The 19,782-nt window shown below is 71.8% G+C and carries 19 protein-coding genes and 1 riboswitch; of the genes, 9 read left to right on the top strand and 10 right to left on the bottom strand.

Annotation, left to right across the window (positions count from 1 at the left end):
• Window positions 1–63: 63 nt before the first annotated feature.
• The gene (locus ACQPZP_RS42275; RefSeq protein ID WP_433475223.1) at window positions 64–1,572 is read right to left on the bottom strand and encodes an MDR family MFS transporter; all 1,509 of its coding nucleotides are present in this window, start codon (window positions 1,570–1,572) and stop codon (window positions 64–66) included.
• Window positions 1,573–1,663: 91 nt separating this feature from the next.
• On the opposite strand from ACQPZP_RS42275, the gene ACQPZP_RS42270 reads away from it, so the two are divergent.
• Complete coding sequence (locus ACQPZP_RS42270) at window positions 1,664–2,266, top strand: TetR/AcrR family transcriptional regulator (protein ID WP_433475222.1); 603 nt, start codon at window positions 1,664–1,666, stop codon at window positions 2,264–2,266.
• A gap of 43 nt (window positions 2,267–2,309) precedes the next feature.
• On the opposite strand, the gene ACQPZP_RS42265 is transcribed toward ACQPZP_RS42270, so the two are convergent.
• On the bottom strand, window positions 2,310–3,989 hold the full coding sequence (locus ACQPZP_RS42265) for an ABC-F family ATP-binding cassette domain-containing protein (RefSeq protein WP_433475221.1): 1,680 nt from the start codon (window positions 3,987–3,989) through the stop codon (window positions 2,310–2,312).
• A gap of 167 nt (window positions 3,990–4,156) precedes the next feature.
• Here ACQPZP_RS42265 and ACQPZP_RS42260 point away from each other — a divergent pair, with 167 nt between their 5' ends.
• A complete protein-coding gene (locus tag ACQPZP_RS42260; RefSeq protein WP_433475220.1) occupies window positions 4,157–4,750 on the top strand; it encodes a TetR/AcrR family transcriptional regulator in 594 nt (197 codons plus the stop codon).
• A gap of 53 nt (window positions 4,751–4,803) precedes the next feature.
• On the opposite strand, the gene ACQPZP_RS42255 is transcribed toward ACQPZP_RS42260, so the two are convergent.
• The 5 genes from ACQPZP_RS42255 to ACQPZP_RS42235 all read right to left on the bottom strand — a co-directional run bounded on the left by ACQPZP_RS42255 (window position 4,804) and on the right by ACQPZP_RS42235 (window position 8,239).
• Window positions 4,804–5,280, bottom strand: a complete 477-nt coding sequence (locus tag ACQPZP_RS42255; protein ID WP_433475219.1) for a GNAT family N-acetyltransferase — start codon at window positions 5,278–5,280, stop codon at window positions 4,804–4,806.
• A 132-nt stretch (window positions 5,281–5,412) separates the two neighbouring features.
• On the bottom strand, window positions 5,413–6,177 hold the full coding sequence (locus tag ACQPZP_RS42250) for a group II truncated hemoglobin (protein ID WP_433475218.1): 765 nt from the start codon (window positions 6,175–6,177) through the stop codon (window positions 5,413–5,415).
• 70 nt (window positions 6,178–6,247) lie between these two features.
• Window positions 6,248–6,802 carry a copper resistance CopC family protein gene (locus tag ACQPZP_RS42245; protein WP_433475217.1) on the bottom strand — a complete coding sequence of 185 codons (555 nt, stop codon included), beginning with the start codon at window positions 6,800–6,802 and terminating at the stop codon, window positions 6,248–6,250.
• Window positions 6,799–7,509, bottom strand: coding sequence for a YcnI family copper-binding membrane protein (locus ACQPZP_RS42240; RefSeq protein ID WP_433475216.1), 711 nt, complete (start codon window positions 7,507–7,509; stop codon window positions 6,799–6,801). Before ACQPZP_RS42240 ends, ACQPZP_RS42245 begins: the two co-directional genes overlap by 4 nt.
• A 79-nt stretch (window positions 7,510–7,588) precedes the next feature.
• Window positions 7,589–8,239, bottom strand: coding sequence for an MFS transporter (locus tag ACQPZP_RS42235; protein WP_433475215.1), 651 nt, complete (start codon window positions 8,237–8,239; stop codon window positions 7,589–7,591).
• A 95-nt stretch (window positions 8,240–8,334) separates the two neighbouring features.
• A riboswitch (cobalamin riboswitch) is annotated at window positions 8,335–8,554 on the top strand.
• 91 nt (window positions 8,555–8,645) lie between these two features.
• On the opposite strand from ACQPZP_RS42235, the gene ACQPZP_RS42230 reads away from it, so the two are divergent.
• On the top strand, window positions 8,646–10,997 hold the full coding sequence (locus ACQPZP_RS42230; protein WP_433475214.1) for a ribonucleoside-diphosphate reductase subunit alpha: 2,352 nt from the start codon (window positions 8,646–8,648) through the stop codon (window positions 10,995–10,997).
• A 17-nt stretch (window positions 10,998–11,014) separates the two neighbouring features.
• Window positions 11,015–11,992, top strand: coding sequence for a ribonucleotide-diphosphate reductase subunit beta (locus ACQPZP_RS42225; protein WP_433475213.1), 978 nt, complete (start codon window positions 11,015–11,017; stop codon window positions 11,990–11,992).
• 58 nt (window positions 11,993–12,050) lie between these two features.
• On the opposite strand, the gene ACQPZP_RS42220 is transcribed toward ACQPZP_RS42225, so the two are convergent.
• A complete protein-coding gene (locus ACQPZP_RS42220) occupies window positions 12,051–12,986 on the bottom strand; it encodes an aldo/keto reductase (protein WP_433479767.1) in 936 nt (311 codons plus the stop codon).
• 166 nt (window positions 12,987–13,152) lie between these two features.
• Here ACQPZP_RS42220 and ACQPZP_RS42215 point away from each other — a divergent pair, with 166 nt between their 5' ends.
• From ACQPZP_RS42215 to ACQPZP_RS42205, 3 genes are all read left to right on the top strand, one after another.
• On the top strand, window positions 13,153–14,010 hold the full coding sequence (locus tag ACQPZP_RS42215; protein WP_433475212.1) for a helix-turn-helix transcriptional regulator: 858 nt from the start codon (window positions 13,153–13,155) through the stop codon (window positions 14,008–14,010).
• Between the two features lie 69 nt (window positions 14,011–14,079).
• A complete protein-coding gene (locus ACQPZP_RS42210; RefSeq protein ID WP_433475211.1) occupies window positions 14,080–14,235 on the top strand; it encodes a hypothetical protein in 156 nt (51 codons plus the stop codon).
• A gap of 82 nt (window positions 14,236–14,317) precedes the next feature.
• Window positions 14,318–14,731 carry an acyl-CoA thioesterase gene (locus ACQPZP_RS42205; RefSeq protein ID WP_433475210.1) on the top strand — a complete coding sequence of 138 codons (414 nt, stop codon included), beginning with the start codon at window positions 14,318–14,320 and terminating at the stop codon, window positions 14,729–14,731.
• Here the strand turns inward: ACQPZP_RS42205 and ACQPZP_RS42200 are convergent.
• Together ACQPZP_RS42200 and ACQPZP_RS42195 are read right to left on the bottom strand one after the other, a co-directional pair.
• Window positions 14,724–15,455: a PaaX family transcriptional regulator C-terminal domain-containing protein gene (locus ACQPZP_RS42200; RefSeq protein WP_433475209.1), complete on the bottom strand. Its 732-nt coding sequence runs from the start codon at window positions 15,453–15,455 to the stop codon at window positions 14,724–14,726. The genes ACQPZP_RS42205 and ACQPZP_RS42200 overlap by 8 nt on opposite strands.
• Before the next feature lie 33 nt (window positions 15,456–15,488).
• Window positions 15,489–16,583, bottom strand: coding sequence for a hypothetical protein (locus ACQPZP_RS42195; RefSeq protein WP_433475208.1), 1,095 nt, complete (start codon window positions 16,581–16,583; stop codon window positions 15,489–15,491).
• Window positions 16,584–16,672: 89 nt separating this feature from the next.
• On the opposite strand from ACQPZP_RS42195, the gene ACQPZP_RS42190 reads away from it, so the two are divergent.
• A complete protein-coding gene (locus tag ACQPZP_RS42190; protein WP_433475207.1) occupies window positions 16,673–18,433 on the top strand; it encodes an acyl-CoA dehydrogenase family protein in 1,761 nt (586 codons plus the stop codon).
• Window positions 18,434–18,533: 100 nt separating this feature from the next.
• Window positions 18,534–19,781, top strand: a complete 1,248-nt coding sequence (locus ACQPZP_RS42185; RefSeq protein ID WP_433475206.1) for a cytochrome P450 — start codon at window positions 18,534–18,536, stop codon at window positions 19,779–19,781.
• Window position 19,782 lies beyond the last annotated feature (1 nt).

Here is a 19,782-nt window from a genome sequence, read left to right as displayed (position 1 = left end):
CCGGTCCCGAACCGGCGGGAGGGGCGAGCTCCCTGGTCATGACGCTCGGGCCGCTGGGCGCCGTCAGCGGGCCGCCGCTCGGCGGCTCGCCTCCGCTATGGCCGCCGCCTCTGGCTCGGCGGCCTTTCTGTGTCTGCGCTTCGGTGGACGCCGGCGGACGGGCGCCGAAGCACAGGGACGGAAGGAGGAGGTTCCGGAGCCTCGTTCCTTGCGGGGGAGGGTGAGGGCGAGAAGGGCGGCGAGAGCGGCGAAGGCGGTGGACCACCAGAAGGCCCGCTGGAAGGCCGCCGCGAGATCGTCGGAGCCCGTGATGGCGTGCTGCAGGAGGACGGCCAGGACGGCGGTGCCGAAGGAGCCCCCGATCTGCTGGGCGATGCGGGTCAGCGCGCTGGCGTGGGCGATCTGCGCGCGGTCGAGCCCGAGGTAGGCGACGGCCATGACGGGCACGGTCACGGCGCCGAGGCCGATCCCCCGCAGCACCAGCAAGCCGGCGAGCGACCACGTGCTCGTCTGGGCGTCGGCGTAGGCGAAGGGGACGGTGGTGGCGCCGACGACGAGGAACCCGGCGACGGCGACGACCCGGGCCCCGAACCGGTCGGTGAGCCGTCCGGCGAGCGAGCGGCTGAGCAGGGTCCCGACCCCCTGCGGGATGAGCGCGACCCCGGCGTCGAGGGCCGAGGTGCCGCGGACCTGCTGGTAGTACAGCGGCAGCAGGAGGACGGCCCCGTAGAGGGTGAAGCCGGAGAAGAACAGCACCGCCGAGCCGGACGCGGTCGGACGGTGAGCGAAGAGCCGGAGGTCCACCAGCGGGTCGGAGCGGCGGACCGCGTACAGGCCGAACCCCGCGACCAAGGCCACACCGGATATCAGCGGGACGAGCACGCCACCGTGCGCGAACCCTCCGTCCGGGGCCCTGGAAAGGCCGAGGAGCACCGCGGCGATGCCGGGCGCCAGCAGGCCGAGCCCGGCGACGTCCAGGCGCGGCCGGGACGTCGGTTCGTCGCGGTCGAGGAACCGCGCGGCCAGGACGAGCCCCACGACGCAGAACGGGACGTTGACCCAGAACATCCACCGCCAGCTGAGATGGGTGAGGATCAGGCCTCCGGCGAGCGGGCCGAGGATCGGCCCGAGCAGGGCGGGCAGCGTGATGATCGACGTCGTGCGGCCGAGCAGCCGGCCGCCGGCGGCACGGACGATCAACGTCGTCATCACCGGCAGCATCAGCCCGCCCCCGATGCCTTGGACGACCCGTCCGGCGATCAGCGCGGGCGCGTCCCAGGCCGCGCTGGAGGCCACCGACCCGGCCAGGAAGACGGCCAGGGAGACCAGCCAGACGCGTTTGCCGCCGAACCGGGCCATCGCCCACGTGCTCAGCGGGACGGTCATGCCGAGGGCGAGCAGGTAGGCGGTGGTGACCCACTGGACGGTGGCGACCGTGGTGTGCAGGTCGGCCGCCAGGGAGTGCAGCGCCACCCCGACGATCGTGGTGTCGAAGACCACGGCGAGCACACCGGCGACCAGGACGCCTGCGGTCTTGAGCACCTTCGGATCGAGTCGGTCGGCACCGGCCATGGACGCACACCTCATTAAGAGTCATCAGTGTTTCTTAGGCTCACGGTAGGCTGCACATGTAAGAAACACAAGTGACTCTTATGGAGGTGCCGTGGCGGAGCGAGCGGGTCGGCGCCGGCGCGGTAAGGCGCTGGAGGACGCGCTGCTGCGGGCCGCATGGGACGAACTGTCCGAATCCGGATATGCCGCGCTGACCATGGAGCGTGTGGCCGTGCGCGCGGGCACCAGCAGGGCGGTGCTCTACCGCCGCTGGCCGGGGAAGGTCGACCTCGTCATCGCGGCCATCCGGCACCGCCGCGAGGCCGACCCAGTCCCCCTCCCGGACACCGGCAACCTGCGCGACGACCTCATCGCGATGCTGCGCTCGGCGACCCGCAGGCGCGTCGAGCTCGCCGCCATGATCGGTGCGCAGCTCGGCGGCCTGTTCGCCGAGGCCGGGATGACACCCGCCGAGCTGCGCGAGCTTGCCCTCAGCGGAGGCACGCCCTGGTCGCACACCGTCTACGGGCGGGCGGCGGAGCGCGGCGAGCTCGTCCCCGGCCGCGTCCCGGACCAGGTGCTCAGGATGCCGTTCGACCTGCTACGGCACGACATGCTCATGACCTTCGAACCCGTCCCGGACGAGCGGATCACCGCCATCGTGGACGAGCTGTTCCTCCCGCTCATCGCCCACTACCTAGGACCGCCGGCATGAGACGGGCGGTCTACCGCCGATCCGGCCGGACGATCGCCGTCCGCTACGCCGCCCTGCCCTCGTTCAGCTCCAGGCGGGAGCCGGTGAAGCCGGCCCGCAGGCGCCGGTCGTGCGTCACGACCACAAGGGCGCCGCGGTAGGAGGCCAGCGCCTCCTCCAGCTGCTCCACGAGCAGCGGCGACAGGTGGTTGGTCGGCTCGTCGAGCAGGATGAGGTCCACGGGGTCGCTCACCAGCCGGGCCAGCTCGATCCGGCGACGCTGGCCGTAGGAGAGCTCCCCCAGGCGGAGCCTCAGGTCGGACGGCCGGAACAGCCCCAGCGCGAGCAGCGCTTCCGCGTGGTCGTCCAGGCTCCCGGGACGCCCGTGCGCGTAGGCCCCCAGCACGGTCAGATCCGCGGGCCGGGCCCGCCCGTGCCCGGGAGCCCCGGCCCGGTCGGTCCGCCGCATGTCGCCGACGTCCATTTCGTCCTGGTGGAAGAAGCCGATCCGGCCGGCCCGGCGTACCTCGCCCGCGTCCGGCCGCAGTTCCCCGGCGAGCACCCGCATCAGCGTGGTCTTGCCCGCCCCGTTCGGGCCGGTGACCAGCAGGCGTTCACCGGTGCGGACGGTCAGGGAGTCCAGGCGGAGCCGTCCCGCGACCACCACGCCGTCGAGGGCGGCGACCTCGGTTCCGGCGGCGGCTTCCGCCGTCGCGAGGGCGGCGGTGAAGCGCAGCGGCTCGGGCGGCGGCGGTGCCGGGTGATCGGTGAGCCACCGCAGCCGCTGCTGGGACTGCCGGATGCGTCCGGCTGCCCCATGCGTGCGCGAACGCGCGCGCCACGCCCCGGTGCCCATGCCCGCCTTGGCCGTCTTGCGTGGGATGACTGCCAGCCGGTCCGCGTTGGCCGACACCAGCGTGGCATGCCGGGCGCGCTCCGCCTTCCACTCCTCGTGGGCTCGTGCCTGTGCGGCGCGTTCGGCGGCCTTGGCCGTCAGGTACCCGCTGTACCCGTCGCCGTAGCGGCGCACCTGCCCGTCGCGGACCTCCAGGATCGCGGTGGTCACCCGCTCCAGGAACAGGCGGTCGTGCGTGATCGTCACGACCGTGCCCCGGTGGGAGCGCAGGTGCTGCTCAAGCCAGGCCACGGCCTTGTCGTCCAGGTCGTTGGTCGGCTCGTCGAGCAGCAGCAGTTCGGGAGCGGACGCCAGCGTGGCGGCCAGGGCGAGCCTGGAACGTTCACCGCCGGAGAGCGTGCCCAGCGGGCGGTTCCGGTCGAGCGTGGCCAGCCCGAGCCCGTGCAGCGCCACCTCCACCCGGGCGTCGGCCTCGTACCCGCCCCGCGCTTCGAACTCCGCGACCAGGCCCGCGTAGACGTCCAGCTTCGCGCGAACCTCCATGCCGGGCTCGCCGAGCGAGCGTTCGGCGGCCCGCATCCGGGCTTCTAGGTCCCGCAGGTGGGCCAGGGCCAAGTCGACGGCATCGGCCACCGTCGCGTGCGGCGGGAGTGCGAGTGCCTGCGGCAGATGGCCGACGCCGCCCGGCGCGACGACCGCGAGCTCGCCGTTGTCCGGCCGCTCGACCTGCGCCATGAGCGAGAGCAGCGTGGACTTGCCCGAGCCGTTGTCGCCGATCACTCCGATCCGCTCGCCGGGCTTCACCGTGAGCGACACCCGGTCCAGGACGACGCGGGTTCCATAACGCTTGGTGACATCGGTGAGTGCCAGTTGGGCCGCAGCGCGCAAAGGCCCACCTCCCTTCCTGAGCGCGGTCGACCGGTTCGGCGCCGCGGTGATCACCACGCGATGGCCGCGTGACGAGACGGACCGTCTCGTGTCACTCAATCTAGAGAGAGGTCGTTTCCTGGTCAAGACGGAACGTCTCGTCTCGTCTGGGTGATAGGCTCCCGGACGTGACGCACCCCAGAAAGCCGAACCCTGCCCGGCGAAGCGAGCGCTCCCGGCGGGCCGTCCTGGACGCGGCGCGCGAACTGGTGACCGAGCTCGGGTACGCCAAGGTGTCGATCGAGGCCATCGCCGAACGGGCGGGAGTGGGCAAGCAGACCATCTACCGCTGGTGGCCGTCCCGGGGCGCGGTGATCTTCGACTCGTTCCTGGAGCTCAGCGCGGGCGAGGAGGGCGTGCGGCTGCCCGACACCGGGGACATCGAGGCCGACCTCAAGACCGTCATGCGGGCGACGGTCGCCGAGTTCGCCGACCCGGCGTTCGAGGCGCCCGTCAGAGCCCTCAACCTGGAGATCATCGGTGACCCCGCGCTGGCGGCCCTCTACCGCGAGAAGCTGGCCGGTCCCGTCGACGCGGCGAAGAAGGAGCGGCTGCGCAGCGCCCAGCGGGCCGGCCAGCTGGCCGGCGGCGCCGACCTCGACCTGGTGCTCGAAGTGCTGTACGCCCCGCTCCACCAGCGCTGGCTGCACCGGTCCGGGCCGCTCACCCCGCAGTATGCCGACGCGCTCGTGGAGACCGCCCTGCGCGCGTTCGCCCCGTGAGCGAACGTGCCGCCCTTCATGCGGAAGGACGGCACGTTCGGGGATGCGGGGGATCAGGCGGTGCTGTACTCGGCGGTGTCCGCGCCGGTGGTGACGCGGCGGAGGCCGGCGTTCTCCAGGACGCGGGCCGACGCCGGGTTGGACAGTTCCACGGTCGCGACGACCTCGTCCACGCCCGGGGCCGCCAGGGCGAACGCCACGATGGCGCGGGCGGCCTCGGTGGCGTAGCCGCGGCCCCGGCGGGACGCGACGACGCCGTAGCCGAACTCGACGCGCCCGTCGCCGGGCGGCCAGAACAGGCCGATGGCGCCGACCGCCAGGCCGGTGGACCGCTCGATGATCAGCCGCTGGCCGAACTCGCCGAGCGCGTCCGGGGTCTCGGCGATGACGCCTGCGATGACGCGGTCGCCGCCGGAGGGGAAGTCGTCCGCCCAGTGGGCATGCCGGACGCCGTCGAGGACGGCGGTGACCTCGCCCGTGGTCCACGGGCGCAGGACGAGACGATCGGTGATCAGGTCGGATGATGACATGTGAGGCTCCTGGTCGTGCTGGACGACCGGGCCGCGCTCAACCGCGCACGGCCCGGACAAGGGCATGCTGACGAAGGGCCGCGCGGGCCATATTCATCAACCTCCCTCGTCGCAGGAACGAGGCGCAGATTACTACGCCGGGATGTAGGGCGGCGCGATGCCCCAGCCCCAGTGCGGCATGGGCGCCTCCAAGGGAGGCTTCGCGCCGGGCTGGGAGTTGGCGAGAGCGATGCGCGTGCCCCACTCGATGTAGGCCGTGAAGGCGGCGCGGAACTCCGGGTCGTCCGGGAGGCCGACCTCGTCCGCCGCGTCCATCAGCAGGGACGCCCAGCGGCGGCGCTGCGCCTCGGTGATGCCCTTGCCGAGGTGCTGCCGCACCATGTGGTGGTAGCCGCCGCGTTCGCGGCTGTAGCGCTCCGGGCCCTGGAAGACCTCGCCCAGCCAGGCCGCGACCCACTTCGGGTGGTCGGGTGCCATGTGCTCGAAGAGGGGACGCAGCAGGTCGTCCTTCACCACGTTCGTGTAGAACGCCTCGGTGAGCCGCTCCAACGCCTCGCTTCCGCCCGCCCAGTCGTACAGCGTCGGGACGGACGAGCCGGCCCCGGACACGGACGTCCGCTCGTAGTGCCGCATCTCCTCGATCTGCTGGACGAACGGCTTGATCTCGGCGAAGAACGCCGGGAAGTGCTCGCCGCCCCGGAAGCCCCGCATGTGGTCGTCCGCCGACGTCCAGCCGATGCGCAGGATGTAGGATGACGGCTCGTCGACGCACCTGGACAGCTCGTAGTCCACGCATTGGGGCGCGGCGGCGAGCGGAACGGAGGCGCGCGCGTAGGCGGCCTCGAACTCCTCCGCGTCCTGCGGGTCGATGCGGTAGCGGATGTACTCGACGATCATGATGCCCCCAGAGTGCGACCGGTCGGGTAATCACTGTAATCCTGTAATCACCCGACCGGAAGCGCAATGATCAACTCTGGGCGCCGCCGGAACGGCGGAACCAGGCGATCGCGCCGCCCGCCAGGGCCAGGGCGAGCGCGATCAGGCCGATCCACAGCCAGCCCGAGGAACCGCCCGAGTCCTGGGCGGACGCGGCCTTCGTCGCCGACGGGGCCGGCGAAGCCGGCGAAGCCGGTGCCGCCGACTGCGCGCCGCCCTGAGAACCCTTCACCGTGAACTTGTAGGTGCCCTCCACCGGATGGCCGTCCGACGCGACGACGCGCCAGCCCACGGTGTACTCGCCGTTGGGCAGCGCACCGCCGACCGCCTGGGTGACCTTGTTGTCGACCGCGCGGGCCGTCCCCGCCTGGTACTGCTTCTGCGACCCGTCGGTCACGACCACGCGCGGCAGCCGGACCGGGTCGCCGTACGTCAGGACGATCTGGGACGGCGCCGCGACCGTCGAGTTCTTCGCGGGATCGGCCGACGTCAGCGTGGTGTGCGCGGACGCCGGGACCGTGGTCAGCGCGAGGGCCGTCCCGACGGCCGCCGCACCGGCGGCGGCGCGAAGCGCTGCCCGGCTCATGCCCGGCTCCGCGCCCGGTTCAGGCCGTACGCGCCGACCGCGATGCCGATCACCCCGACGGCGATGCCGATGCCGCCGAGCAGCCGCGCCGTCCCGTCGTCGGACGACACCGACGACTTCGCGGCCACCGGCTTCACCTGGGCGGTCAGGCCGGTCGCGTCGCCCGAGCCCTTCGGCAGCAGCTTCAGCGCCGGGGACGGGTGCTCCGGCTCGGCGGCGCCCTCGGCCGGTGCCTCCTCCCACTTGACGACCTCGCCGTCCGAGTACGTCTGGTCGGCCTTGAACACCAGCTGGTCGGTGTCCGTCGGCAGCGGCCCCATGGAGACGTCGAACTCCTGGAACTGGCCCGACTCGATCTTGCCGCCGGTCCAGGTGATCTTGGTGACGGCCTCGGTCAGCTCGCCGCCGTCGGTCTTCACCGGCTTCGGCAGCTTGGACTTCTCGACCTTCGCCGTCCAGCCGGGCAGCGGGCGGACCGACACCGACGACAGCGGATGGTCGGCCGGCAGGTTCACGACGAGCTCGGTGGTCGACGCGTCGTCGCGCTCGTTCGGGACGCGGAACGCGACCTTGGCGTACGAGCCCTGCTCGGCGGTCTTCGGGTTGACGGTGACGTGCGCGGACGCGGCCGTGGCCAGTCCGATCACGGACACGGTGGCGAGCGAGGCGATGGCGCCCACGCGGCGCGCACGCGGAAGGAAGGACATGACGGAACTCCGTTCGAGTCGTACGGGAATGGCCGGACGCGCCGGTGGACCGGCGTCCGGTGACGTACGGCGCTCTGCCTCAGAGGTGGGCGAGCGCCCTCGAACGCGGCGGGGGACCCCGCCGGACGACATGGTGCCGCAGTGCGCGTCCGGCGCCCGTGACGGCGGTCGCCGTCTGCGCCGTCCGGCGAGGACGCGCCGGAGGCTCGGCCGGTTCGACGGCGAACAGGGCGAGCAGCAGCCTGATCGGACGATCGGCCGCGGCGGCGACGCGCCGGGCGAGCGTCCACGCGGCCCGCTCGCCGTGCCGCAGCCATCCGGCGGCGACCAGCGCGGCCACGCAGTGCGCGAGCGTCATCACCACGCCGTTGCCGCCGTGCCCGGCCGGCACCGGGGCGTCCGCGCCCATGCCGCTCGTCATGGCGGCGTGCACCGCGGGCGTGTGGTGCGCCATCGGGTCGGCGGCGGCCGTGAACAGCGTGTGCAGCGCGAACTGCCCGCCGAGAAGGCCGCCGAGGATCGTCGCCAGCGAGCGCTCGTGGCCCGCCAGCATCAGCGTCACGCCGAGAACCGCGACGAATCCCGCCATCGCCGCCCAGGCCGGGACCCCGGTGCCGCCCGCCAGGACGTGCCCGAGGGTCGCCAGAGTGACGCACACGGTGGCGAAGACCACGGCGCGTGCGGTCCGGAACAGCGGATGCGGGACGGTCGGGGGCATGACGGCACCCATCGTCCCACCATGTGCCGGGTGCGCGCAGCCCACCCCCGGATCCCCGCCGACACGCCCAACATCTTGGGGTTACACAAAGATCGCCAACTACATGTAGGGTTCAACCCCGTGCTGGTTCGCCCCCGCCGTCACGCGGCGGGGGCGTCGTAAGAGGGAACCCGGTGTGAGTCCGGGACTGCCCCGCAGCGGTGAGCGGGAACGACCGCCGTCATCACGCACTGGGCCACGGGGTGGCCTGGGAAGCGACGGCCAGTAGGACGCCTCGACGAGGCGACGCCCGCGAGTCCGAAGACCTGCCAGCAGGTTGTTCGTCCAGTGCCTCGCGGGCAGGCCGGTGGCGGAGCGCGGCATGCCGCCGCGTCCCGTTCGCATGCCTCCGCGAGGCGGCATGCGAGGGGAGATGCACGTGACACAGGCTCTGGTCGCGCCGTTGCCGGCAGGGATCGCGGCCGAGGTCGAGGCGGCCTGCGACGGGGTGCCCGATGTGGACCCGGGGCGGGTTCTCGCCGCCGTCCGGCCGGGTTCACGCGGGGGGACGAACCCCGGGAGGGACGAGCCGGACACGGCGGCGCTGCGGGAACTCGCGATCGGTGAGGCCGCCGCCCTGGTGCCCGCCGAACCCGGGTACTCCAGGGTCGCCGCGCGGCTCCTCGCCCTGCGGATCAGGGACGAGGCCGCGTCCGCCGGCGTACGCACGTTCGCCGAGTCCGTCGCCGCCGCGCACCGGGAGGGGCTTCTGGCGGACGCCACGGCCGCGTTCGTCGCCGCCCACGCCGCCGCGCTCGATGACCTCGTCGACGAAACCGCCGACGACCGGTTCGAGTACTTCGGGCTCCGCACCCTCTACGACCGGTATCTGCTGAGGCATCCGCGGTCGCGGCTCGTCCTGGAGCGTCCGCAGCACTTCCTGCTGCGCGTCGCGTGCGGGCTCACTCATCCCGACGGAGCCGGGGCGGGGGGCGTGGGGGGTCGTCCCCCCTCGGGAAACACGGCCGCGGACGAGGCGGCCGAGCTGTACGGCCTGCTCAGCACGCTGTCGTACCTGCCCAGCTCGCCGACGCTGTTCAACTCGGCGGCCGTGCGTCCGCAGCTGTCCTCGTGCTTCCTGCTCGACTCGCCGCGGGACGAGCTGGAGTCGATCTACGAGCGGTACGAGCAGGTCGCGCGGCTCAGCAAGTACGCGGGCGGGATCGGCATCTCCTGGACGAAGGTGCGGTCGCGGGGCTCGCTGATCCGCGGGACGAACGGGCACTCGAACGGGATCGTCCCGTGGCTGCGCACGCTCGACTCGTCGGTCGCCGCCGTCAACCAGGGCGGGCGCCGCAAAGGCGCGGCCTGCGTCTATCTGGAGCCGTGGCACGCCGACGTCGAGGAGTTCCTGGAACTGCGCGACAACACCGGCGAGGACGCGCGCCGCACCCACAACCTCAACCTGGCCAACTGGATCCCGGACGAGTTCATGCGCCGCGTCGAGGCCGACGGGACGTGGTCGCTGTTCGATCCGAAGGAGGTCCCCGAGCTGGCCGACCTTTGGGGTGACGCGTTCGACGCCGCGTACCGGGAGGCGGAACGGGAGGGGCGGTTCGTCCGGCAGATTCCGGCCCGGAAGTTGTACGGGCGCATGATGCGGACGCTGGCCGAGACGGGCAACGGCTGGATGACGTTCAAGGACGCCGCCAACCGCGCCTGCAACCAGACCGCCGAGCCCGGCCAGACCGTTCACTTGTCGAACCTCTGCACGGAGATCTTGGAGGTGACGGGCGACAGCGAGGCGGCCGTGTGCAACCTCGGGTCCGTGAATCTGGCCGTGCATGTGGGTCCGTCCGGGGTGGACTGGGAGCGGCTCCGTTCGACGGTCCGCACCGCCGTCCGCTTCTTGGACCGCACCATCGACCGGGGGTTCTACCCCACGCCTGAGGCGGAGAAGGCGAACCGCAAGTGGCGTCCGGTCGGGCTGGGCGTGATGGGGCTCGCGGACGTCTTCTTCACGCTCCGCCTACCGTTCGACTCGGACGAGGCCCGTTCGCTGTCGACGCGCATCGCGGAGGAGATCGCGCTGGCCGCGTACAACGCGTCGGCCGATCTGGCCGCCGCGCATGGCCGGTTGCCCGCCTACGACATGACGCGCACCGCCCGTGGTCAGCTCCACATCGACCATTTCCCGGACGCGACGCCGGCCCGCCCGGCCGACTGGGAGGCCCTCCGCGCGCGCGTCGCCGAGGTCGGGCTCCGCAACTCGCTCCTCATCGCGATCGCGCCGACGGCCACGATCGCGTCCATCGCGGGCTGCTACGAGTGCATCGAGCCGCAGGTGTCGAACCTGTTCAAGCGCGAGACGCTGTCCGGCGAGTTCCTGCAGATCAACGGCTACCTGGTGGACGACCTGAAGTCGCTCGGGCTGTGGACGCCGGCCGTGCGGGAGGCGATCAAGAAGGCGAACGGCTCCGTCCAGGGCCTCGTCGACCTGCCGGAGGAGATGCGGACCCTCTACCGGACGGCCTGGGAACTGCCGCAGAAGGCGCTGATCGACCTCGCCGCCGCCCGCACCCCGTACATCGACCAGTCGCACTCCCTGAACCTGTTCATGGAGACGCCGACGATCGGCAAGCTCTCCTCGATGTACGCGTACGCGTGGCGGGCCGGTCTCAAGACGACGTACTACCTGCGCTCACGTCCCGCGACGCGGATCGCGCAGACGACGGTCGCGGCGGCCGTCTGCTCCCTGGAGAACCCCGAGACCTGCGAGGCCTGCCAGTAATGCTCCTCGATCCCGGCATGGACCTGACGTTGCGGCCCATGCGCTACCCCGACTTCTACGAGCGGTACCGCGCCGCGATCCGCAACACGTGGACGGTCGAGGAGGTCGATCTCGCCTCCGACCTCGCCGACCTCGCGCGCCTCACACCCGCCGAGGTGCACCTCGTGAACCGGCTCGTCGCGTTCTTCGCCACCGGCGACTCGATCGTGGCGAACAACCTGGTGCTCAACCTCTACAAGCACGTGAACGCGCCGGAGGCCCGGCTCTACCTGTCGCGGCAGCTATATGAGGAGGCCGTCCACGTACAGTTCTATCTGACCCTCCTGGACACTTATCTGCCCGATCAGGACGAGCGCGCCAAGGCGTTCGCGGCGATCGAGCACATCCCGTCCATCCGCTCCAAGGCGGAGTTCTGCTTCCGCTGGATCGACTCACTCGGTTCCCTGGACGAACTCAGGAACGCCACCGACCGGCGCGCCTTCCTGCTCAACCTCATCTGCTTCGCCGCGTGCATCGAGGGCCTGTTCTTCTACGGTGCGTTCGCCTACGTGTACTGGCTCCGCTCGCGGGGCCTGCTGAACGGGCTGGCGTCCGGGACGAACTGGGTCTTCCGGGACGAGTCCATGCACATGGAGTTCGCGTTCTCCGTCGTCGACACCGTCCGGGCCGAGGAGCCGGAACTCTTCGACGCCGACCTCACCGCCCAGGTCACCACGATGCTGGAGGAAGCGGTCGAAGCCGAGCTGAACTTCGCCCGCGACCTGTGCGGGGACGGCCTGCCGGGCATGAGCGCCGACGACATGCGCGCCTACCTGGAGTACGTCGCCGACCAGCGCCTCACCCGCCTCGGCCTGCCCGCCCGCTACGGCACCGCGAACCCGTTCGCGTTCATGGAGCTGCAGGACGTCCAGGAGCTGTCCAACTTCTTCGAACGCCGGGTCTCCGCGTACCAGATCGGCGTCGAAGGCAGCGTCACGTTCGACGAGGCGTTCTGACGGACTCCCCCTGAGGGCCGGACGGCCCGCCCCGCACGGGGACGGGCCGTCCTGCACGTCATTTGTCGAGGTTGGCCAGGTAGGACTCGTTGCCCTGGGCGCCCGCGGCCGCGTCCCGCGGGACGATGTCCTCCAGCCGCCTGAAGACCGAGGCGTCCAGCGTGAGGTCGCCCGCGGCGGCGTTGGCGCGGGCGTTGGCCGCCTTGCGGGTCCCCGGGATCGGCAGGGCACCGCGGTCGATCACCCAGGCCAGCACCAGCTGCGCCGTCGTGACGCCCTGCTCGGCGGCGAGCGTGGCCACCCGGTCCGCCAGGGAGACGTTGCGTTCCAGATTGCCGCCCTGGAAGCGGGGGTTGCCGCGCCGCCAGTCGCCTTCCTCAAGGTCGGCTGCGGTGCGGACCGTACCGCCGAGGAGCCCGCGGCCGAGCGGGCTGTAGGCGACGAACGTGACGCCCAGCTCCGCGCACGCCGGGATCAGCTCCTCCTCCGGGGCCCGCTGGAACGGCGAGTACTCGGTCTGCAACGCGGTCACGGGGTGGACGGCATGGGCCCGCCGGAGCGTGCTCGGGGATACCTCCGACAGCCCGTACCCGCCGATCTTCCCGGCCTCGACCAGCTCGCCGAGCACCCCGGCCGTCTCCTCGATCGGGGTCGTGGGGTCGAGCCGGTGCAGGTAGTACAGGTCCACGTGGTCGGCCCGGAGCCGGGACAGGCTGGCGTCCAGGGCGCGCCGGACGTAGTCCGGGCGGCCCATCCCCGGAATGAGGATCCCGTGCGAGTCCTGGTTCCCTCCGAACTTGGTCGCAAGGACGAACTCGTCGCGGCGCTTCTCCAGCATCCGGCCGATCAGGTCCTCACTGGACCCGCGGCCGTAGATGTCGGCGGTGTCGACGAACGTGAAGCCGGCGTCCAATGCGGCCAGGAGAGTGTCGGCGGCCTCGCTTTCCTCGACGCGGCCGTAGACCGGCGCCAGGTTCATCGCGCCGAATCCCACCACCGATACCTGCGGCCCGCCCGTTCCAAGAGTGCGATGACGCACTGAGAGTCACCTCTTGTCGCTTGTCGATGTGCCTCCACATTGCCGGGGCCTCGGCGTGCCGACCAGTGGCCGCCCATGGCTAGGAACCGCAGGGCTAGGCATGGGAGGGCAAACTTGAGCCATGGCGACACGCGAGATGGCGGATTTCCTGCGCTCCCGGCGCGACCGCATCAAGCCCTCGTCCGTGGGCCTGCCCGACAGCGGGCGCCGGCGCGCGCCCGGCCTGCGGCGCGCGGAGGTGGCGCAGCTCGCCGGGATCAGCCCCGACTACTACATGCGGCTGGAACAGGGCCGCGGCATCCGCCCCTCGCCGTCCGTCCTCGACGGACTGGCCAAGGCCCTCGTCCTGGACGACGACGAGCGCGACCACCTGTACCGGCTGGCGCTGTCCATGCCCTCGCCGCCGCACGCTCCGGCTTCCGTCCCGCCCGACGGCCCGGTGCACCCCGGCGTGCGGCGGCTGCTGGACGAGATCGACCCCGTCCCCGCATACGTGATCAACGGACGGCTGGACGTGCTGGCCTGGAACCGGACGGCGGCGGCCCTCATGTGCGACCTGGCCGAGCTGCCCTGGCCGCGCCGCAACATGCTCAGGTACGCGCTCATCGATCCCCGCGCCCGCTCGTTCTACGTGGAGTGGGAGGAGATCGTCCGGCACGGCCTGGCGCAGCTGCGCACCGCCACCGGCCGCGACCCGGGCGATCCCGCGACCGAGGCGCTCATCGGCGAGCTGTCCGGGAGCCCGTGGTTCCGCACCTGGTGGGACAGGCAGGACGTCAAGGGACCGGGGATGGGCAGCAAGGAGTACTGCCACCCGGTGGTCGGCCGGATCACCCTCGACTACATCGGCATGATCCTTCCAGGGACCCCCGACCACCAGTTCGTCACCCTGACGGCCCCCGCGGAGGGCCCCTCCCGCGCGGCCCTCGACAAGCTGGCGGCCCTGGCCCCGCCGGCCGCGGATTGGCACCGGCCCTGACAAGGGTGTTCCGAACTTTCGGGAGCGGGCACGCGTTGGACTGTAAAGGCTAGGCCGAGGAGGAAGAACGTGGCTTCTCTCATCGACCGGATCAAACGGTTCGCCCAGGGCCCGCAGGGGCAGAAGGCGAGGGCGCGGGCGGAACAGATCGCCCGGGACCCGCGCAACCAGGCCAGGATCCGCCGGCTGCTGGCGCGCGTGCGCGGCGGCGGCCGCCGGCACTGATCACCGAACACCCGGACCCGTCCCCGGCCCGGGGGCGGGTCCTCGTCATGTCGCATGCCGGGCGCGCCCTAGTCTGCTCCCCATGACCGGCGAGTATCTGTACTGGGAGAACGTCGCCACGCGGTGGAAGGACAACGACGTCTACGGGCACGTCAACAATGTCGTCCACTACTCGCTGATGGACACCGTCATCAACGGGTGGATGATCCGGACCGCCGGTTTCGACCCCGCGACCTCCGCGGCCATCGGGCTCTGCGTCGAGTCGCACTGCGAGTACAAGGCCGAGGTGTCGTTCCCCGACGCGATCCGGGTCGGGCTCGGTGTGGGGAGGCTGGGCCGCTCCAGCGTCCGCTGGGAGATCGGCATGTTCCGGGCGTCCGACGACGCGCTCATCGCCGAGGGCCACTTCGTCCACGTCTTCGTCGACCGCCGCACCCGGCGCCCGGTCGAGATCACCGACCCCGCCCGCACCGCGATGGCGAGGCTTCTCAGGTGAGGACGTGGGTGGAGAGGAGCCGCTCGAAGTCGGTTTCGAAGGCCTCGTAGCGGGTGCGGAGGTCGGGGCCCGGCCAGTCCGGCGGGAGCAGGGACGAGGGGAGCAGCGGGTCGTTCAGGAGGTGGCGCAGCACGGCGGCGGCGTAGGTGAAGCGCTCGGCGATCGTGGTCGCGTCGGCGAGGGCCGTGCGGAGGGCGCCGGCCTTGGCCGTCCAGGCGTCCAGGTCCCAGAGGGCGGCGGCCAGCGTCTTCGGGGCCTCTTCGGGGCGGCCCACCAGGAAGGTGCACTGGCGGACGACCGGGCCGGGCCGCGGGCGGGTCAGGTTGGCCGGGCGGAGCCAGGTGCCCTCGCGGAGTTCGGCGAGCCGGAGCGTCGACATGGCCTGGCGGAGCGCGGCGCGGTCGGCGGCGGGACGGCGTTCGGCGGTGATGACGGCGATCTCCCAGGTGCCGTCCCAGGGCCGGGTCGGGGGGAGGCGGGCCTCGTCCTGGCGGGCTTGGCGTTCCAGGAGCCGCTCGGTGAGGGCGTACGTGCCGCCGGACTGGACGAGGTCGCCGGCGCCGACCATCCGGGAGAGCGCGACCCGGATCGTCCCCTCCGCGATGCCGAACAGGTCGCCGACGCGGACGAGGTACCGGGCCGGGAGCCGGGGCGGGTGGACGCCGAGCAGCGTGCTCAGGACGACGGACCGGGCGGTGAGCGGGCGAATCTCCAGGCTGTCCATGTCTGCTGCCGAGCCTATCGGCGGCGCAGCCGCCTAGAGGTGGGTCACGGCGAACTTCCAGTGCCCCTCCGCACGGATGTGGAGGAGGGCCGGCCCGGCCACCTCGCCTTCGGCCGTGGACGGGTCGGTGCCCCGCAGCACTTCGCGGCCCTGCTCGAAGTCCGCAGTGAGCTCGGTGACGGTGTAGGCGCCTCGGTCCTTGTGCTCCATGAGGATCCGCGCCGGTCCGCCGACGTAGTGGCAGACGAACGAACCCCGTGACGCGATCTGCTCGTTGACGATGGGCACGGTGTCGCCCGGCTGCAACCACGCCGTCCACGTGCCGTCGCACCAGATGTCGAGCTGGAGGGTCGTGTCCGTGGCCGGGGGAAGCGGCGCCACAAGGCGGGCCGTCCCCTTGCTGCGGAGCGGCGTCGTCGCCCAGCCATCCTGGAAGACGTCGACCTGGCATTTCTTATAGGCACGGATCCGTACGACGAGCACGGACGGCGCGTCCCCTTTGAGCCGCTGCAACCTGACTCTCGCATTGCCTCGCCCCTGGGCGCGGTGCTTGCCGCTCGATCCCGGAGGGATCACCTTGAACGGCGGCGGCTCCTTCTGCGCGCCGTGGGGTGCCGGGTTCGGGCCGCCCGGCCTGGGCTTCTCAGGCCGGACGGGGCGAACCGGTGCCGATCGGCGGGACGGTGCGGGACGGCGGCCCGTCGCGATGGGCGGCATCCCCTCGGCGAGCCGCACCGCATCGGCGGCGCAGACGTCGATCATGCGGGTGGCGCCGCCCTCGGGGGCCCAGGCGACGTGCTCGGTGGACGGGCCGTGGCGGGAGTCGAAGAAGCACGGGGGCCGCAGGGGGCGGCCGGACAGCCGGGCGTCCACGCGGGCGAGGGCGTCGCGTCCCTCGCTGAGGGCGCGGGTGACGTCCGCGGCGTCCTCGCGGTCGCGGTCTCCGACGAAGTCCCGCTTGGCCTTCTCGTAGGCGTCGAGGGCGAGGGCGTAGTCGGCCAGCAGGTCCGGGTCGGAGTGCTCGTCCGGGTCGAAGGGCAGCCGGGCGAGTTCTTCGCCGAAGGCGGTGATGTCCGCCTCGATGGGCGCCAGTTCCTCGTCCCGCCGGCGCCTGAAGAGTCCGAACATGCGCCCCCTCCCCGGTCGGGTCGATCGTATCGGCCGGCGAAGAGATTACGACCTACCTTCAAGTGGTGAGGAACTGTAATGTCGGTGGCGTGAGCTCTTACCTGATCGAGTCGTTCGACCGGCTGCCGTTCGGGGACGCGGAGAAGGCGCGCCGGTACGCGACCGAGCGGTACCGGGGGGCCGCGGGCCGCAACTGGTACGACTGCGACCCCACGCTGCGGTTCCTGATGCGGCGGCATCTGGGGGACGGGTTCGGCTGGGCCGAGCCGCGGCTCAGGGAGCTGGGCGCGCTGATGGGCGGGCCGATCGCCGAGCGGGCCGAGGCGACGGACCGGAACCCGCCGCGCCTGGAGAAGTACGACCGGTGGGGACGGGACGTCAGCGAGGTCGTCATGCCGCCGTCGTTCGAGGCGGCGCGGCGGGACATCGTCGCCACGTCGTTCACGCGGCCCGATTTCGCCGCGGAGGCGAAGCGCAGCGGCGTGGATCCCGCGCCCATGGGCGTCGCCTGGAGCTATCTGCTGGACCAGGCCGACATCGGGATGGCGTGCGCGCTCGGAACCGGCGGCGACATGGTCGTGCGGTTGACGGAGATGTTCGCGCCGGACGACGTCAAGGCGCGGGTCCGGGAGTTGTTCGCGGCCGGGGAGATGTCCGGCGAGGCCGCTCAGATGCTCACGGAGCGGTCGGGCGGATCGGATCTCGGCGCGCTTGAGTCGACCGCGTCCAAGGACGGCGACGCGTGGCGCCTCAACGGGTTCAAATGGTTCGCGTCCAATGCCAACGGTTCGGCGTTCGTCGTGCTGGCCAAGCCGGAGGGGGCCGTGGACGGGGTCCGGGGGATCGCGCCCTTCCTCGTCCTCAAGGAAAGGCGGGACGGGTCGCGCAACGGCGTCCGGATCCGCCGGCTCAAGGACAAGCTCGGCACGCGGTCGGTCGCCTCCGCGGAGATCGAGTTCACGGACGCGGAGGCGTTCCTGCTGGCCCCGGCGTCGAGCGCCGGCGAGGGCGGGGACGGCAAGGGCCTCGCCCGCATGATGGAGCTGACGAACGGCGCCCGCCTCGGCATCTCCATGATGGGTCTCGGCTGCGCGCGGCGGGCCCTCGTCGAGTCGCTCTGCTTCGCGCGGGCCCGGGAGGCGTTCGGGACCTCGCTCATCGAGCAGCCCCTCATGCGGCGGAAGCTCGCCGAGCTGATCGTCGAGACCGAGGCCGTCCAGGCGCTCGTGTTCGACGGATATCTGGGGCGCCCCCGGCTGCGGATCGGGGCGGCGCTCATCAAGCTGAGGGCCGCGCGGCTGGGCGTGACGGCCGCCAGTGACGCCATCGAGATCCACGGCGGGAACGGCTACATCGAGCAGTGGCCGGTCGCGCGGATTCTCCGGGACGCGCAGGTCAACCCGATCTGGGAGGGCGGCGACAACATCCTGTGCCTGGACGTCCGCCGCGCCGTCGAACGGCAGGGCGCGCACGAGCCGTTCCTCGAAAGGCTCGCCCAGGCCGTCGAAGCCGCGCCGGAAGGCGACGACGCCACGGCCGCGCTGGTCGGCGCGCGCATCGAGCATCTCCGCCAGGCCATAGAGAAGTGGCTCGGCCTCGACAGGACCGTCGCCGAGGCGCGGCTGTTCCCGCTCGCCCAGTACATGGCGGACGTGTACGCTGCGGCCCTGCTGCTGGAACAGGCCGGGTGGGAGCGCACCGATTCCGGTGCGGACCGCAAGGCTCTGGTCGCGCGGCTGTACGCTCGGAGCCGGCTCGCCGACGCCGGTCCGCTGCGCGCGATCGACGCTCCGGCGGAGGACCTCGAACGGTTCAAGGACCTCGCGGACGGCGCGTTCATCGGCGACTAGAAGGCCGTGTGGCGCATCCGGCTGTGCCGGTCGTTGACCGAATGAGATTCGGGATCATAGGTTCCTTGAGGGCGGCCCGCCATGATCGAGGAGCAGAGCAATGACGCTGACCGTGGAGGAGGCGGGCCTCGCGCTCGCCGACCCGAAGGCATACGCGGACGAGCGGCGGCTCCATGAGTCGCTCGCGCTGCTCCGCCGCGCGTCCCCGGTGCACCGGGTCGTCCCGCCCGAGTACAACCCGTTCTGGGCGATCACCAGGCACGAGGACGTCCTGGAGATCGAGCGCAACCACCAGGTCTTCCGCAACGCGCCGCGCCCGGTGCTCGGCACCGCCGAGTTCGACGAGCTGAACCGGCAGCGCATCGAGGAGGGCGTCGCGCTGCGCACGCTGATCCACATGGACGACCCCGACCACCGGGTCATCCGGGCGATCGGCGCGGACTGGTTCCGGCCGCGCGCGATGCGGGCGCTGGAGCCGCGCGTCCGCGAGCTGGCGAAACGGTACGTCGACCGGATGGCGGACTTCGGCGGCGAGTGCGACTTCGCGCAGGAGGTCGCCGTCCATTTCCCGCTGTACGTGATCCTGTCGCTGCTCGGCCTCCCCGAAAGCGACTTCGACCGCATGCTGAAGCTCACGCAGGAGCTTTTCGGCGGCGACGACGAGGAGTTCCAGCGCGGGACGACCAACGAGGAGAAACTCCAGGTCCTGCTCGACTTCTTCGCCTATTTCCAGGGGCTGACGGAGGCGCGCCGCAAGAACCCGACCGACGACCTCGCCTCCGCCATCGCCAACGCGCGGATCGACGGCGAGCCGCTGAACGACTTCGACACCGCGTCCTACTACGTCATCGTCGCGACGGCCGGGCACGACACGACCAGCGCGACGATCGCCGGCGGCCTGCACGCGCTGATCGAGCACCCCGACCAGCTCGAAAGGCTGCGCGAGAAGCCGGAGCTGATGCCGCTCGCGGTGGATGAGATGATCCGCTGGGTCACGCCCGTCAAGGAGTTCATGCGCACCGCCGCCGAGGACTACGAACTGCGCGGCGTCACGATCCGCGAGGGCGACGCGGTGCTGCTGTCGTACCCGTCCGCGAACCGGGACGAGGACGTTTTCAACGACCCGTTCAGCTTCGACGTGGGACGCGACCCGAACAAGCACCTGGCGTTCGGATTCGGCGTCCACTACTGCCTGGGCGCCGCGCTGGCCCGCATCGAGGTGCGGGCCTTCTTCGAGGAACTCCTGCCGCGCCTGGACACGATCGAGCTCGCCGGGTCCCCGGAGAGCATCGCCACCACGTTCGTCGGCGGTCTCAAGCGCCTTCCCGTCCGCTACTCCCTGGCCTGAG

The sequence above is a fragment of the Spirillospora sp. CA-142024 genome (genome assembly GCF_050942325.1).
In the GTDB taxonomy this organism is placed as follows: domain Bacteria; phylum Actinomycetota; class Actinomycetes; order Streptosporangiales; family Streptosporangiaceae; genus Spirillospora.
The sequence above is the reverse complement of the archived record's forward strand: the minus strand, read 5'-3'. Positions and strand labels throughout refer to the sequence as shown.

Bases quoted from the DNA above. Each gene is read 5' to 3' on its own strand.
- ACQPZP_RS42255 (WP_433475219.1), bottom strand. From the start codon at position 5,280: ATGTCATCATCCGACCTGATCACCGATCGTCTCGTCCTGCGCCCGTGG.
- ACQPZP_RS42275 (WP_433475223.1), bottom strand. From the start codon at position 1,572: ATGGCCGGTGCCGACCGACTCGATCCGAAGGTGCTCAAGACCGCAGGC.
- ACQPZP_RS42205 (WP_433475210.1), top strand. From the start codon at position 14,318: ATGACCGGCGAGTATCTGTACTGGGAGAACGTCGCCACGCGGTGGAAG.
- ACQPZP_RS42235 (WP_433475215.1), bottom strand. From the start codon at position 8,239: ATGGGTGCCGTCATGCCCCCGACCGTCCCGCATCCGCTGTTCCGGACC.
- ACQPZP_RS42185 (WP_433475206.1), top strand. From the start codon at position 18,534: ATGACGCTGACCGTGGAGGAGGCGGGCCTCGCGCTCGCCGACCCGAAG.
- ACQPZP_RS42215 (WP_433475212.1), top strand. From the start codon at position 13,153: ATGGCGACACGCGAGATGGCGGATTTCCTGCGCTCCCGGCGCGACCGC.
- ACQPZP_RS42250 (WP_433475218.1), bottom strand. From the start codon at position 6,177: ATGATCGTCGAGTACATCCGCTACCGCATCGACCCGCAGGACGCGGAG.
- ACQPZP_RS42195 (WP_433475208.1), bottom strand. From the start codon at position 16,583: ATGTTCGGACTCTTCAGGCGCCGGCGGGACGAGGAACTGGCGCCCATC.
- ACQPZP_RS42245 (WP_433475217.1), bottom strand. From the start codon at position 6,802: ATGAGCCGGGCAGCGCTTCGCGCCGCCGCCGGTGCGGCGGCCGTCGGG.
- ACQPZP_RS42240 (WP_433475216.1), bottom strand. From the start codon at position 7,509: ATGTCCTTCCTTCCGCGTGCGCGCCGCGTGGGCGCCATCGCCTCGCTC.
- ACQPZP_RS42200 (WP_433475209.1), bottom strand. From the start codon at position 15,455: ATGGACAGCCTGGAGATTCGCCCGCTCACCGCCCGGTCCGTCGTCCTG.
- ACQPZP_RS42225 (WP_433475213.1), top strand. From the start codon at position 11,015: ATGGACCTGACGTTGCGGCCCATGCGCTACCCCGACTTCTACGAGCGG.